The sequence below is a fragment of the Serratia sp. TSA_7 genome (assembly GCF_052692135.1).
Genome location: NZ_JBQZFU010000001.1, coordinates 1416363 through 1429119 on the forward strand (window position 1 = coordinate 1416363; position 12757 = coordinate 1429119).

12 protein-coding genes are annotated in these 12757 nt (G+C 54.3%); 4 read left to right on the top strand and 8 right to left on the bottom strand.

Translation table 11 applies throughout. The annotated features are described in order from the left end of the window. Window positions 1-130 precede the first annotated feature (130 nt). Window positions 131-343 (top strand): KTSC domain-containing protein, encoded by a 213-nt coding sequence (locus ACUTQW_RS06740; RefSeq protein ID WP_006325768.1) that lies wholly within the window; start codon window positions 131-133, stop codon window positions 341-343. A 73-nt stretch (window positions 344-416) separates the two neighbouring features. Here ACUTQW_RS06740 and ACUTQW_RS06745 read toward each other — a convergent pair whose 3' ends face one another. Continuing rightward, window positions 417-992: a TetR/AcrR family transcriptional regulator gene (locus ACUTQW_RS06745; protein WP_006325770.1), complete on the bottom strand. Its 576-nt coding sequence runs from the start codon at window positions 990-992 to the stop codon at window positions 417-419. A 124-nt stretch (window positions 993-1116) separates the two neighbouring features. On the opposite strand from ACUTQW_RS06745, the gene ACUTQW_RS06750 reads away from it, so the two are divergent. After that, window positions 1117-2592, top strand: coding sequence for an MFS transporter (locus ACUTQW_RS06750; RefSeq protein ID WP_006325771.1), 1476 nt, complete (start codon window positions 1117-1119; stop codon window positions 2590-2592). A 111-nt stretch (window positions 2593-2703) separates the two neighbouring features. Here the strand turns inward: ACUTQW_RS06750 and ACUTQW_RS06755 are convergent, their stop codons facing one another. Further along, a complete protein-coding gene (locus ACUTQW_RS06755) occupies window positions 2704-2880 on the bottom strand; it encodes a YciY family protein (protein WP_004945296.1) in 177 nt (58 codons plus the stop codon). Between the two features lie 253 nt (window positions 2881-3133). Between ACUTQW_RS06755 and cls the strand changes: the two genes are divergently transcribed. Together cls and ACUTQW_RS06765 are read left to right on the top strand one after the other, a co-directional pair. Further along, window positions 3134-4594: a cardiolipin synthase gene (gene cls, locus ACUTQW_RS06760; RefSeq protein WP_004945298.1), complete on the top strand. Its 1461-nt coding sequence runs from the start codon at window positions 3134-3136 to the stop codon at window positions 4592-4594. 56 nt (window positions 4595-4650) lie between these two features. Beyond that, window positions 4651-4974 (top strand): HI1450 family dsDNA-mimic protein, encoded by a 324-nt coding sequence (locus ACUTQW_RS06765; RefSeq protein ID WP_004945300.1) that lies wholly within the window; start codon window positions 4651-4653, stop codon window positions 4972-4974. Window positions 4975-5066: 92 nt separating this feature from the next. Here ACUTQW_RS06765 and oppF read toward each other — a convergent pair whose 3' ends face one another. The 6 genes from oppF to ACUTQW_RS06795 all read right to left on the bottom strand — a co-directional run bounded on the left by oppF (window position 5067) and on the right by ACUTQW_RS06795 (window position 12445). Beyond that, a complete protein-coding gene (oppF, locus tag ACUTQW_RS06770; protein ID WP_004945302.1) occupies window positions 5067-6068 on the bottom strand; it encodes a murein tripeptide/oligopeptide ABC transporter ATP binding protein OppF in 1002 nt (333 codons plus the stop codon). Next, window positions 6065-7081, bottom strand: coding sequence for an ABC transporter ATP-binding protein (locus ACUTQW_RS06775; RefSeq protein WP_004945304.1), 1017 nt, complete (start codon window positions 7079-7081; stop codon window positions 6065-6067). The genes oppF and ACUTQW_RS06775 overlap by 4 nt, the downstream gene beginning before the upstream one ends. A gap of 11 nt (window positions 7082-7092) precedes the next feature. After that, window positions 7093-8001, bottom strand: coding sequence for an oligopeptide ABC transporter permease OppC (gene oppC, locus ACUTQW_RS06780; protein WP_004945306.1), 909 nt, complete (start codon window positions 7999-8001; stop codon window positions 7093-7095). Between the two features lie 14 nt (window positions 8002-8015). Next, window positions 8016-8936: an oligopeptide ABC transporter permease OppB gene (gene oppB, locus ACUTQW_RS06785; RefSeq protein ID WP_004945308.1), complete on the bottom strand. Its 921-nt coding sequence runs from the start codon at window positions 8934-8936 to the stop codon at window positions 8016-8018. Window positions 8937-9019: 83 nt separating this feature from the next. After that, window positions 9020-10657 carry an oligopeptide ABC transporter substrate-binding protein OppA gene (gene oppA, locus ACUTQW_RS06790; protein ID WP_020439160.1) on the bottom strand — a complete coding sequence of 546 codons (1638 nt, stop codon included), beginning with the start codon at window positions 10655-10657 and terminating at the stop codon, window positions 9020-9022. 150 nt (window positions 10658-10807) lie between these two features. After that, complete coding sequence (locus ACUTQW_RS06795) at window positions 10808-12445, bottom strand: ABC transporter substrate-binding protein (RefSeq protein ID WP_020439161.1); 1638 nt, start codon at window positions 12443-12445, stop codon at window positions 10808-10810. Window positions 12446-12757: the final 312 nt, after the last annotated feature.

Genomic DNA, 12757 nt, shown 5'->3' on the forward strand with positions numbered 1-12757 from the left:
CCCGCCAGCTATCGGTGCGATAGCTTTTCTCTTAAAGCGAAGCGTATGGCGGCGCATTCCGGCTTCTGGTATGGTTAACGGGCAGCCTATAACCATATAAATAATAATGAATTAACAGAGGGGAGTATACTTGCAGCGACAACCGGTTTCATCTTCAAGAATTATATCAATAGGCTATGATGAAACTGCTCAGGTTCTGGAAATCCAGTTTCGTGATGCAGGGATCTATCAATATATCGGGGTTCCCAATCGTATCTACCAGGACTTTGTCGTGGTGGTTTCGAAAGGCAGATTTTATGACGGCGTCATAAAGGGCAAATACCTGTGCCGTAAAACAGGGTAACCGACCAGGCCGATATCAACCCGGCCTGCGCGCCAACCCCGAACGGTATCGGGGTTAAGGTGACTTTCGCATATTACTTCAATGCCGGATCCTCTGTTGCCGTTTGGCTTTGCGCCAGAATCAGTGCCTGCATATCCGTAAACATAGCGTCCCACTCTTGCTGGTCGATATTCATCAAACCAAAAAAACGCAGCATAAATGCCCCTTCGGTGGCCAGAAAGGCCAGCCGCGCGCGCCTTCCTTGCTCAGTGGTCAAATCCAGACCGGCAATTCGGCTGCGGTACCATTCACGCGTGCTGTCCAGATGCTCCGGCGTTTGAATCAGCGTCGCCATCAACCCCGCAGCCTTGGCGCTGGATGCCTGATCGGAACTTCTGGTCGCCTGCATATGCGCCTGCACGGCGGTGGTCGCCGAGGGGTTCTCCCCGGCAATCGCGTCGAACAGGGTGTCATACGCCTTGCCCCAGCGTTCAAACATCGCATCAATCAACGCATCTTTACTGCCGAAGCAGTATTGCACTCCGCCTTTGGAGATCCCCATCGCTTTCGCGACGGAATCAATGGTCAGTCCGGCGGCGCCCTGGTTGGCGACAATCTCTTCGGCCGCATCCAGAACCTTGTCACGATCGATGCTGCGTTGACGTCCCATTGATAGACTCCTCTTTTCAATACGTACGTATGGATATATATTATGACCAGTATACCACCAGTGGAGACTGGGGTTTACCTTCTGGCCGCGCATCCGCGCCGGTCGCATTTTTTGGAATAATATTATGTTCGTAAACAACCGCTGGTTGATTTTGGCCTTAATCTCCAGCGCACTATTTCTGATCGTTATCGACATGACGGTGTTGTACACCGCCTTACCGCGGCTGACGCAGGCGCTGGATGCCAATGCGTCACAAAAATTATGGATCGTAAACGCTTACCCGTTGGTGGTTGCAGGTCTGTTACCTGGCGCAGGCATGCTGAGCGATCGCGTCGGTCATAAGCGCTTGTTTATGGCCGGATTGCCGGTTTTTGCCGCCGCCTCACTTTGCGCCGCTTTTTCACCCACGGCAGAATGGCTGATTGCTGCGCGCGCATTCCTTGCCGTAGGTGCCGCCATGATGATGCCGGCAACCCTGTCCATCGTCCGTCATATCTTTACCGACGAGCGCGAGCGTGCTCTGGCTATTGGCATCTGGGCGGCGGTAGCCTCCAGTGCCGCCGCGCTGGGGCCCGTGGTCGGCGGGGTGCTACTGGAATATTTCTGGTGGGGGTCGGTGTTTCTGATCAACGTGCCGGTGGTAATGTTGGCCCTGCCGCTGGCATGGCGACTGATACCGCACTGCGGCGGGGAGAATACGCGCCCTTACGACATCATAGGCTCGGTACAAATCATGATCGGCCTGGTGGGCAGCATCTATGCGCTGAAAGAATTGAGCAAAACGGCACCTTCGTTTATTGCGTTAGCGATGTCCGCGGCGCTCGGCATTGTCTCTCTTGTCTTTTTTGTACGCCGCCAAAGGCAAACGCAATACCCGATGATCGACTTCACGCTGTTCCAAAACCGGCTGTTTGCCGGTGGCGTCGGCGTCGCCTTGCTCTCGATGATAGCGCTGATTGGCGTGGAACTGGTTCTGAGTCAACGCCTGCAACTGGTTCTCGATCTGAGCCCATTGCAAGCCGCGCTATTTATTTTGCCGATCCCGCTGGCCTCCGTGCTGGCCGGGCCGCTGACAGGCTTATTCCTGCCCCGCTACGGCGAACGCCGCATGATACTCGGCAGTTTTATGCTGACCGGTTTCGGGATCGCAGGTCTCGCCCTGTTCTATCAAAGCAGCGTTTTATTGCAATTGGTTTGCCTGTGTATCACTGGTTTTGGCGGTGGATGCGCCATTACCGCCGCATCCACCGCCATCATGTTGAATGCGCCTGAAGAAAAGTCCGGCATGGCGGCGTCGATTGAAGACGTTTCCTATGAACTGGGCGGGGTTTTGGGTATCACCTTGCTCGGCGGGCTAATGACTGCCGTCTATAGCCACAGTTTGACGTTGCCGGGCAGTTTGCCGGTGAGCGACATCGCCTATGACAGCATTGATGAAGCTCTACGGCTGGCCGCCACTCTGGCCACCGATCAGGCCGAACAGCTAAAACAGCTGGCGCGCATGGCTTTCGACCGGGCATTTATCGCGGTACTGATAGCGGCAGCGCTGTTAATGGTGCTGGGGGCAGGCATGGCGAAATGGACTTTAGGCAAGAAATGATAACGTTCTGAATCAGGGGGAGTTTGTCGCTGAGGAATACAAGGGCGTATCCCCAGGTTTAAAGGCAACTTTTTCATCGAATTCACAGTCCCTGCCGGGACTGTTTTCGTTTTACCACTCGTAGGCGACCACAAACAGCAATGCGCGCCGGTGCTGGTCATCCAGGCGGCGTCGCACCCGAATAATGTGCCGGTTGCTGCATGACTGGCGTTCCAGCCAGCGATGTCTGCGGCGCTGACTCTGCCGCAGCATCCGCCAACGGCCCACCTCGTTTCTACTGCGTCTCATCGTTTCGTCACTCGTCCGTCAAATGCCAACGGCGGGCATTATAGCGCTTTCGCCGTGCGATCCAAGCCACAGTTCGTCGCACTTTCACGTCGCCAAGCGACGCGATGGCCGGATAAAAATGTTTTTTTCGCTTTCAGCAAGTGCCTTAAGGCAATCATATTTATGCAACATAAGCGCCGAGAAAAGGTTCCCCCTTTACCATTCTGTGCGTACACTCATTGTTGGTGGTTTGCGAACAGGATTTTTCGCCTTTATGACAACATTTTATACCGTAATCAGTTGGCTCATGGTGTTCGGTTACTGGCTGCTTATCGCCGGGGTCACGCTACGTATTCTGATGAAACGTCGCGCTGTACCTTCCGCCATGGCCTGGCTGTTGGTTATCTATATTCTGCCGTTATTCGGTATCGTGGCTTATTTATCTTTCGGCGAATTGCATTTAGGCAAACGTCGCGCCGAACGAGCCAAAGCGATGTGGCCCTCGACCGCTCGCTGGCTCAGCGAATTAAAAGAGAGCCAACGGATCTTCGCTACGGAATACAGCGAGGTTGCCAGGCCTCTGTTCCAGCTGTGCGATCGTCGCCAGGGTATTGATGGCGTTAAGGGCAATCAACTGCAATTGCTCACCACCACAGACTCGACGATGAAGGCCCTGATCCGCGATATCGAGCTGGCACGCCATAATATTGAGATGGTGTTCTATATCTGGCAACCCGGCGGGCTGGTGGATCAGGTCGCCGAATCGCTGATGGCTGCCGCGCGACGCGGCGTGCACTGCCGGGTGATGCTGGACTCTGCCGGCAGCCTGCAGTTTTTCCGCAGCCCTTATCCGGGCATGATGCGCAATGCCGGCATCGAGGTGGTAGAAGCGCTCAAGGTTAACCTGTTCCGCGTGTTCCTGCGCCGAATGGATTTACGTCAGCACCGCAAAGTCATCCTGATCGACAACTACATCGCCTATACCGGCAGTATGAATATGGTCGATCCGCGTTATTTCAAACAGGGCGCAGGCGTCGGCCAATGGATCGATCTGATGGCGCGTATGGAAGGCCCGGTCGCCAGCACCATGGGTATCGTTTATGCCTGTGACTGGGAGATTGAAACCGGCAAACGCATTCTGCCGCCGCCGCCCGATGTCAATATCATGCCGTTCGAACAAGAAAGCGGCCACACCATTCAGGTCATCGCCTCCGGCCCCGGCTTCCCGGATGAGATGATCCATCAGGCGTTGCTGACCGCCGTGTACTCTGCGCGTGAGCAATTGATCATGACGACGCCTTATTTCGTACCGAGCGACGATCTGCTGCATGCCATTTGCACCGCCGCGCTGCGTGGCGTCGAAGTCAGCATCATAGTGCCGCGCGACAACGATTCAACGATGGTACGCTGGGCCAGCCGTTCCTTCTTCTCTGAATTACTCGAAGCCGGCGTGCGCATCTACCAGTTTGAAGGCGGCCTGCTGCATACCAAGAGCGTACTGGTCGATGGTCAACTCAGCCTGGTAGGCACGGTGAATCTTGACATGCGCAGCCTGTGGTTGAACTTTGAAATCACCCTGGTCATCGACGATGACGGCTTCGGCAGCGATCTGGCCTGCGTGCAGGATGACTATATCGCCCGCTCACAGTTGCTGAACGCCCAAGAGTGGCAGAAACGGCCGTTCTGGCACCGTATTGTCGAACGCCTGTTCTACTTTTTCAGTCCGCTGCTATAAAAGCCGCGTCGGGCATGGTTTAATAATGCCAAATCATTTTTTATCGGGATTTTTTTATGGATTTGAATAACCGCCTTACCGAAGACGAAACGCTGGAACAGGCTTATGACATCTTTCTGGAATTGGCCGGCGACAATCTGGATCCGGCGGATATTCTGCTGTTCAACCTGCAATTTGAGGAACGCGGCGGCGCCGAGCTGTATGATCCGGCGGAAGACTGGTCGGAACATGTGGATTTTGACCTGAACCCGGACTTTTTTGCCGAAGTGGTCATTGGCCTCGCAGACAGCGATGGCGAACCGATCAACGACGTGTTTGCCCGCGTATTGCTCTGCCGCGAGAAAGACCACAAGCTGTGCCACATTTTGTGGAAAGAATAAGCGTCCTGCTTGTATGAAAAAACCCGCCAACGTTGGCGGGTTTTTTTTGGTGACGCAGCGAACAAGGCTGCGGCTTGAAGACGACGGGTAAATTATAAAGGATCGACTTTCAGGCACGACACCGCATGGCGGAAACTCCCCTCCAGCAGCGGCCGGGTTTTGGCGCATTCCGGCCCGGCAATCGGGCAGCGAGTGCGGAACACGCAGCCTGAAGGCGGGTTGATCGGCGAAGGCAATTCCCCTTCCAGCAGTTGGATCTGTTTTTCCCTCTCCTTGTCCGGGTCCGGGATCGGCACCGCCGACATCAGCGCTTTGGTGTAAGGGTGCTGCGGGTTGTGGTACACCTCATCGTAGGTTCCCAGCTCCACCGCATGGCCCAGATACATCACCAGCACGCGGTCGGAGATGTGCTTGACGACCGCCAGGTCATGGGCGATGAAGATCAACGACAGCCCCATTTCACGCTGCAGTTGCTGCAACAGGTTGACCACCTGCGCCTGAATCGACACATCCAGTGCAGAGACCGGTTCGTCACAGATCACCAACTTCGGTTCCAGGATCAACGCACGCGCAATGCCGATACGCTGACACTGACCGCCGGAGAACTCATGCGGATAGCGGTTGATCAAGTTTGGCAACAAGCCCACCTTCAGCATCATCGCCTTTACCTTGTCCTTCACTTCCTGACGCGGCATCTTCGGGTAATAGGTGCGCAACGGTTCGGCGATGATTTCGCCGATGGTCATGCGTGGGTTCAGTGAGGCCAGCGGATCCTGGAAGATCATCTGGATATCGCTGCGCGTTTTGCGCCAGTCGGTATCGCTCATGCCGAGCAGATCCTTACCTAACCAGGCAACGCGCCCGCTGGTGGCTTTCACCAGGCCGATAATGGCGCGGGCGAAGGTCGATTTTCCGCAACCGGACTCGCCAACCACGCCCAGCGTTTCCCCTTCGAACAACCGCAGCGTCACGCCGTCGACCGCCTTCAGGGTTTTCGCCGGCTGCCAGAACCACTGTTTGTCATCATGAATGTCGAAGTGCACTTTCAAATCGGCCACTTCGAGCAGCACTTTCTTGTCGGTTACCGCTGTCATACCAACGCCTCCACCGGTTTAAAGCAGGCGCGCAGGCGCCCTTCACCAAACTGCTCCAACGGCGGAGCGCTCGCACATTGTTCCATAGCGAACTGACAACGCGGCTGGAACGGGCAACCTTTCGGCAGACGCAGCAGATTCGGCGGGTTGCCGGGAATGGTCATCAAGGCTTCACCTTCAGCGTCCAAACGCGGTACCGCATTCAACAGACCGATGGAATAAGGGTGGCTTGGGTGATAGAACACATCACGCGCGCTGCCGTATTCCATCGTGCGCCCGGCGTACATGACCAGCACCTTATTGCAGATACCGGCCACCACGCCCAAATCGTGGGTGATCATGATAATGGCCGTGTTGAACTCGCGTTTCAGTTCATTCAACAACGTCATAATCTGTGCCTGAACCGTCACATCCAGTGCGGTGGTCGGTTCATCGGCAATCAATAGTTTGGGCCGACACAGCAACGCCATGGCGATCATCACCCGCTGGCGCATACCGCCGGAGAACTCATGCGGATACATGCGCATGCGCTTGCGCGCTTCCGGCATTTTTACCGCATCGAGCATACGCACCGACTCTTCGAAGGCTTCGCTTTTGCTCATTTTTTTATGCAGCATCAGCACTTCCATCAACTGCTCGCCAACGCGCATATAAGGATTAAGCGACGTCATCGGATCCTGGAAGATCATCGAAATCTCTTCCGCCCGCAGCTTGTTGAGCTGTTTTTCCGGCAGGTTGAGGATTTCGCGGCCGTTAAATTTAGCCGAGCCGCCGATGCGGCCGTTGCTGGCCAACAGCCCCATCAGCGCGAAAGCGGTCTGGGATTTGCCCGAACCGGACTCACCGACGATGCCCAGCGTTTCACCGGCTCGCAGGTCGAAGTTCAGATCGTTCACTGCCGTCACGTCACCGTCCGGGGTGCCGAAGGTCACGCGCAGGTCTTTTACATCCAGCAACAGCGGCGATTTGGCGACGGCACTGGTTTGCAACTGCGGGTTTTCAATGGTGCTCATGATGGCACTCCTTAACGATCTTTCGGGTCGAGGGCGTCACGCAGACCGTCGCCGATAAAGTTGAAACAAAACAGAGTGACTACCAGGAAACCCGCCGGGAACAGCAGCAACCACGGTGAAACTTCCATCGAGTTGGCGCCGTCGCTGAGCAATGCGCCCCAGCTGCTTAATGGCTCCTGCGTGCCCAGCCCCAGGAAGCTGAGGAAGGATTCGAACAGGATCATGCTCGGCACCAGCAATGAGGCATACACCACCACCACGCCAAGCACGTTAGGCACGATATGGCGCAGTACGATATTTCGGGTTGAAACCCCGCACACCAATGCCGCTTCGATAAATTCTTTACGCTTTAAGCTCAGGGTTTGCCCACGCACAATACGCGCCATATCCAGCCACGACACCATGCCGATTGCCACAAAGATCAGCAGGATATTTTGACCGAAGAAGGTCACCAGCAGGATCACGAAGAACATGAACGGGAAGGAGTTGAGGATCTCCAGCAAACGCATCATCACCGAGTCGGTCTTGCCGCCCAGGTAACCTGACATCGCGCCGTACAGGGTACCGACAATCACCGCCACCAGCGCCGCAGCCACGCCGACCATCAGCGAGATGCGCCCGCCAATCGCCACGCGCACCAGCAAATCGCGGCCGGAGGAGTCAGTGCCGAAGTAGTGCGCAGATTCAAGACTCGGCGCAGCCGACATCATCGCCCAGTCGGTATCGTCATAGGCGAACTGAGACAGCCACGGCGCTACAATCACAAACAGGGTAATCAGCCCCAGCACAAACAGGCTGCTGACCGCCGCACGGTTATGCACAAAGCGGCGACGAGCATCCTGCCACAGGCTGCGCCCTTCCACTTCCAGCTTTTCGCCGAAGTGTTCCAGAGCTTCGCTGTTCTTTTTCGTCAACATCATTTGCGTGCTCCAGCTTAATAACGAATTTTGGGATCGATAACGGCGTACAGCACGTCAACAATCGCGTTAAACAGAATAGTCAGGCCACCCACCAGAATGGTTAGGCTCAATACCAGAGAATAGTCGCGGTTCAGCGCACCGTTAACGAACAGCTGGCCGATGCCCGGCAGGCCATAAATGGTTTCGATCACCATCGAACCGGTGATGATGCCGACAAAGGCAGGCCCCATATAAGAAAGCACCGGCAATAACGCAGGTTTCAAGGCATGACGCAGAATGATGCGGCGCATTGGCAAACCCTTGGCACGGGCTGTACGGATAAAGTTTGAGTGCAGCACTTCAATCATCGATCCGCGCGTGATACGGGCGATACTGGCAATATAGGCCAGCGACAACGCCACCATCGGCAAGATGATAAATTTCGGTGCCCCGCCGTTCCAACCTCCGCCTGGCAACCATTTCAGCGTGATGGCGAAAATCAATACCAGCAACGGCGCCACCACGAAACTGGGGATAACCACCCCGGTCATGGCAAACCCCATTACCGTATAATCCCATTTGGTATTTTGATTCAATGCGGCAATGACACCGGCGCTAACCCCCAAAACCACCGCCAGCAAAAATGCGGCCAGGCCCAATTTGGCTGAAACCGGGAAAGAAGCGGCGACCAGATCGTTGACCGAATAATCCTTGTATTTGAAGGACGGGCCAAAATCACCTTGCGCAAGCTGAGCCAGATAATGGCCGTACTGTTTCCAGATAGGATCATTCAAATGGTATTTGGCTTCGATATTGGCCATCACTTCCGGTGGCAATGCACGCTCACCGGTAAAGGGGCTGCCGGGGGCCAAACGCATCATGAAGAATGAAATGGTGATAAGGATAAATAGTGTCGGGATCGCTTCTAACAAGCGACGAAATATAAATTTTAGCATTGCCCTAACCCTGTGCTGCAGCCTGATAACGGCTTATTATTCTCAACATGGGCCGGCGGTTCGCACCGCCGGCGCTTACCGTATCAATGCTTGATGATGTACAGGTTTTTGTCGTACACGTTATCAAGCGGGTCTTGGCCGGTGTAACCGCCAACATAAGGTTTCACCAGACGGGCATTCACATAGTAATAAACCGGAACGATGGCGGAGTCTTTATCCAGCTGAACTTCGGCTTTCTGATACAGTTCGGCACGTTCTTCTTTGGTTTTCGCCGTCAGCACGTTAGCCATCAGCTTGTCGAACTCGGCGCTCTTGTAGTGCGGGGTGTTACTGCTGCTGTCAGACAGCATCATGTTCAGGAACGAGCTAGGTTCGTTGTAGTCCGCACACCAGCCGGCGCGAGATACGTCATAGTTACCCTGATGACGGGTATCCAGGAAGGTTTTCCACTCCTGGTTCACCAGCTTCACATCCACACCCAGGTTTTTCTTCCAGATGGAGGCGGCGGCAATCGCCAGCTTCTTGTGCAGATCTGAGGTGTTGTACAGCAGCGAGAAAGTCAGCGGTTTGCCTGGGCCGTAACCCGCGTCTGCCAGCAGTTTCTTCGCCACTTCGTTGCGTTTTTCCTGCGTCCAACCGAACCATTCCGGCGGAGTCAACTTGGCGCCATCGGTATAAGGCGGCGTGAAGCTGTAGGCAGGCAGGTCACCCTGGTTTTTCACTTTATTGGTGATGATGTCACGGTCCAGGCCCAGTTTCAGCGCTTCACGTACGCGCTCATCGGTAAACGGCGCTTTCTGGTTGTTGATTTCGTAGTAATAGGTACACAGGTACGGATCAACATGAACTTCTTTCGGGATCTCTTTTTTCAGCTTCTGGAACAGCTCGATCGGCATGTTGTTGTAAGTCATGTCGATTTCACCGGTACGGTAGCGGTTAACGTCGGTCACTTCCGACGCAATTGGCAGGAACGTGACTTTATTAATGATGGTTTTTGCGTTATCCCAATATTCCGGGTTACGTTCCAGTACGATGCGTTCGTTGACTACCCAGTCTTTCAGTTTATAAGCGCCGTTGCTGACGTAGTTGGCAGGCAGAGTCCACTTCTCGCCATACTTCTCTACGGCGTCTTTAAACACCGGTTTCATCGCGTAGTGCGGCGTCATTTCAACCAGGTAAGGTACCGGCTCGGTCAAGGTAACCTGGAAGGTATGGTCGTCAATGGCTTTCACGCCCAAGGTTGATTTGTCTTTCTTGCCTGCGATGATGTCATCCACGTTTTCTACGTGGGCGTATTGCAGATAGCTGGCATAAGGGGATGCGGTTTTCGGATCCACCACGCGTTGCCAGCTATACACGAAATCTTGCGCCGTTACCGGTTTGCCGTTCGACCATTTCGCGTCTTTACGCAGGTGGAAGGTCCAGACTTTAAAATCCTTGTTATCCCAGCTTTCCGCCACACCCGGCACGACGGCCCCATCCAGGCCGTTGTTGGCCAGACCTTCCATCAGATCGCGCGTTACGTTATTTTCCGGCACACCTTCGATTTTATGCGGATCCAGCGACTGTACTTCCGAACCGTTGTTTTTAACGATCTCTTGTTTCTCTGCCAGTTGCACACCTGCGGGCACGACGGCAGCAATTGCGCTGCCGGTTGCTGTGATGCCCAGCGCGGCAATGATGCCGGCGGCAAGGAGGTTTTTTTTCGTGATGTTGGTCATTGATATACTCCAGTTTTTTATTATCACAGACTCATCGTGGAGCCTGCGTTGCCCGTGAGCGGACCTTGTTATACCGGCTGCCGATGAACGAAGGCGGCAGGCGGCCTTCCCTGTATTACTCCTCGTTGTTGGCGTGGCGTAATACCCCTTTTACTGCTTGATGATGTACAGATTTTTTACGTCGGTATAATCCAGCGGATCTTTGCCGGTAAAGCCCCCGACCGACGGCCTGATCAGGCGCGCGCTGACACGGTAATACACCGGAACCAACGCAGAATCTTTATCCAACTGCGCTTCCGCCTGTTGATAAATCACGGCGCGTGCAGCCTCATCCGGCGCCTTCAGCGTACTGGCCATCAGGGCGTCGAATGCCGGGCTCTTGTAGAAGATAGTGTTCATGCTGCTATTGGAAACCACCAGATTCAGGAAAGCGCTTGGCTCGTTATAATCGCCGCACCAGGTCGCGCGCGCCACGTCGTAGTCCCCTTGATGACGGCTTTCCAACGAGGTTTTCCACTCCTGATTGCGCAACGTGACATCCGCCCCGAGGTTTTTCTTCCACATCGACGCCGCAGCGATCGCCTGCTGTTTGTTTTGATCAGAGGTGTTGTACAACAGCGTGAACTTCAAAGGTTTTGCCGCAGTGAAACCGGCTTGCGCCAACAGTTTCTTCGCTTCGGCATTACGCTGCTCCTGGCTCCAGCCCGCCCATTCCGGCGTGGTGAATCTGGCGCCATCGGTAAAGGTTGGGGTGAAGTTGTACGCCGGGATCTGGCCCTGACCCATGATTTTGTTGGCGATGATGTCGCGATCGAGCGTTAGCTTCACCGCAGTGCGCACCCGGGCATCGGTAAAAGGTGCGCGCTGATTATTGATCTCGTAATAGAACGTGCACAGGAACGGGTTAACGTGCAGTTGCTCCGGGATTTCTTTTTTCATCTTCACGAACAGATTCGGCGGGATAGCATTGTTGGTGATATCAATCTCACCGCTGCGGAAGCGGTTGACGTCGCTGACCTCTGAAGCGATCGGCAAGAAGGTCGCCTGGTCGATGACCGTTTTTTTGTTGTTCCAGTAGCTCGGGCTGCGCTCAAGCACAATGCGCTCATTCACCACCCACTCTTTCAGGCGGTAAGCGCCGTTGCCGACATAGTTGGCGGGCAACGTCCATTTGTCGCCAAACTTTTCAACTACCGCTCGTTTTACCGGTTTCAACGAGGTATGGCTCAACATGCTGACAAAGTACGGCACCGGCTCGCTCAGTTGAACCTGCAGCGTTTTGTCATCGATAGCCTTGACGCCAAGGGTTTGCGGGCTTTTCTTGCCGGTCAGGATATCGTCGACGTTTTCAATTTTGGCGTATTGCAAATAGCTGGCGTAAGGGGAAGCGATTTTGGGGTCGGCCAGACGCTGCCAACTGTAGACAAAGTCCTGCGCGGTAACCGGGGAACCGTCGCTCCACACCGCATCCGCGCGCAGGTGGAAAGTCCAGGTTTTAAAATCCTGGTTTTCCCAGGTTGTCGCCGCCGCCGGCACCACATGCCCATTGGCGTCGGTGCTGACCAATCCTTCCAGCAGGTTAAGAATGATATTGCTTTCAGGCGTTCCTTCGACCTTGTGCGGATCCAATGAAGCGACTTCGCTGCCGTTGTTGATCACAATGCTTTGCTGTTGGGCCAATTGCACCCCGGCCGGAACATCGGCCGCCTGTACGGAATAAACGGCGCTGATACCCAGCATGCCGGCAATGAACATGGTCAACGGCGTGCGCTTCATTGTTTGCTGCATAGTCGAGGCTCCTTTTCACCGACAAGCATTGCTTATCGATATTTGTGAAGTATTTATAAGAATTCTAAATAACGGACACCAGCAAGAATCGTTCCTACTTTGACGACGCTCTGCAATTATCTAAGCGAATAAAGTTGCTCGGAAATTAGCAGAAGCCAAATTCCATAGCCAATAATTTTTACAAAAATGTTAAGCAATTCTCTTTTATTGCCCAGTGTGCGATTTGCCCCACCGCTAACCAGACAACCCAATCAATAACTAACAGATTGATTTTATTGAATAAAATTAAAATATTCTTTGTACAATTTCTGC